The organism is Vibrio sp. 03_296, from assembly GCF_002265885.1.
Genome location: NZ_NPKW01001207.1, coordinates 1 through 933, shown reverse-complemented (window position 1 = coordinate 933; position 933 = coordinate 1). Strand labels below are relative to the sequence as shown.

The window sequence follows — 933 nt, the reverse complement described above, 5'->3', positions numbered from 1 at the left end:
CATTAATCCGCAGCCCCATCGTGTATAACGTTAAGAATAACACTCGGTAACGGGGTTCTCGGGTGGTGTTAATAATCTGAGCGACTTGCTCAGGAGAAATGATATTCGGGAGACGTTTTACTTTCGGAGGTTTGATGATTCCGATCCATTCCCACTGCTTGTTGAGCGTATGTTTGTAGAAGAATTGAAGCCCACAGCGGTCAAGTTTAATCGTGCTCCAGGAGACCTGACCAATCAGTTGGCTGAAATATCGTCGCAGGTCTTCAATGGTCAAGGTATCAGGGCACCGATCAAAGTACTCAGTGATACGTCGTACAGCAAGAGAGTATGCAGAGATGGTTTTGGCTCGCTTACCTTGAAGTTTAAGTTGGGTGAGGTGTTGTTGATATAAGGCGTCAAAGCGCTCTTTTTCAGACGGGGTCATAGTGTTCTCTCCAGTAACACACCACCGACATGATGGTGTTACTAAAGAGTATGATTGTTGGTGCTTATTCGTTTCTGCCGCGGAGCGGCTTCGTTCAACWCGTTGTTGGACAAAACTGAGTACGCATCTTGCTAATTAGTCAGTCACGGATTACCTTTGGTATTTCTTATTATTCGCATCGCACATGTAGTGCTTACCAGCCTCTAAAGACACAATATATTGGTAGGCAGGGTTGTTTTACCAAACAATGCCCTCATATAATACATGGACTTAAGTACATGAGGGTGACATATGACGGTAAGACGGATTCAGTGTGTTTTGGGACAACTTGAAGATTCAAGAACAAGAACAAAATTTCGAGTCGCTATTGAAAGCATCACGAAGTAACCTAAATGAGACAGTTCGAGGTTTGGAAAACGACAAGACAAGTTACAGTCTTCAGGCTGGATCGTATGGTCGTTACTCTGGAATCCAAGGTATTTCTGACCTTGATATGCTCTACATACTCC

Annotated in this window: 2 protein-coding genes; one reads left to right on the top strand and one right to left on the bottom strand. The window is 43.9% G+C overall.

All coding sequences use genetic code 11. From position 1 onward, the window contains the following. On the bottom strand, positions 1-424 hold a 424-nt coding region (locus CIK04_RS31025; protein ID WP_176463485.1), incomplete at its 3' end, for a site-specific integrase. Positions 425-752: 328 nt separating this feature from the next. Here CIK04_RS31025 and CIK04_RS31020 point away from each other — a divergent pair. Beyond that, the coding region (locus CIK04_RS31020) for a hypothetical protein (RefSeq protein ID WP_325206048.1) at positions 753-933 on the top strand (181 nt) is incomplete at its 3' end.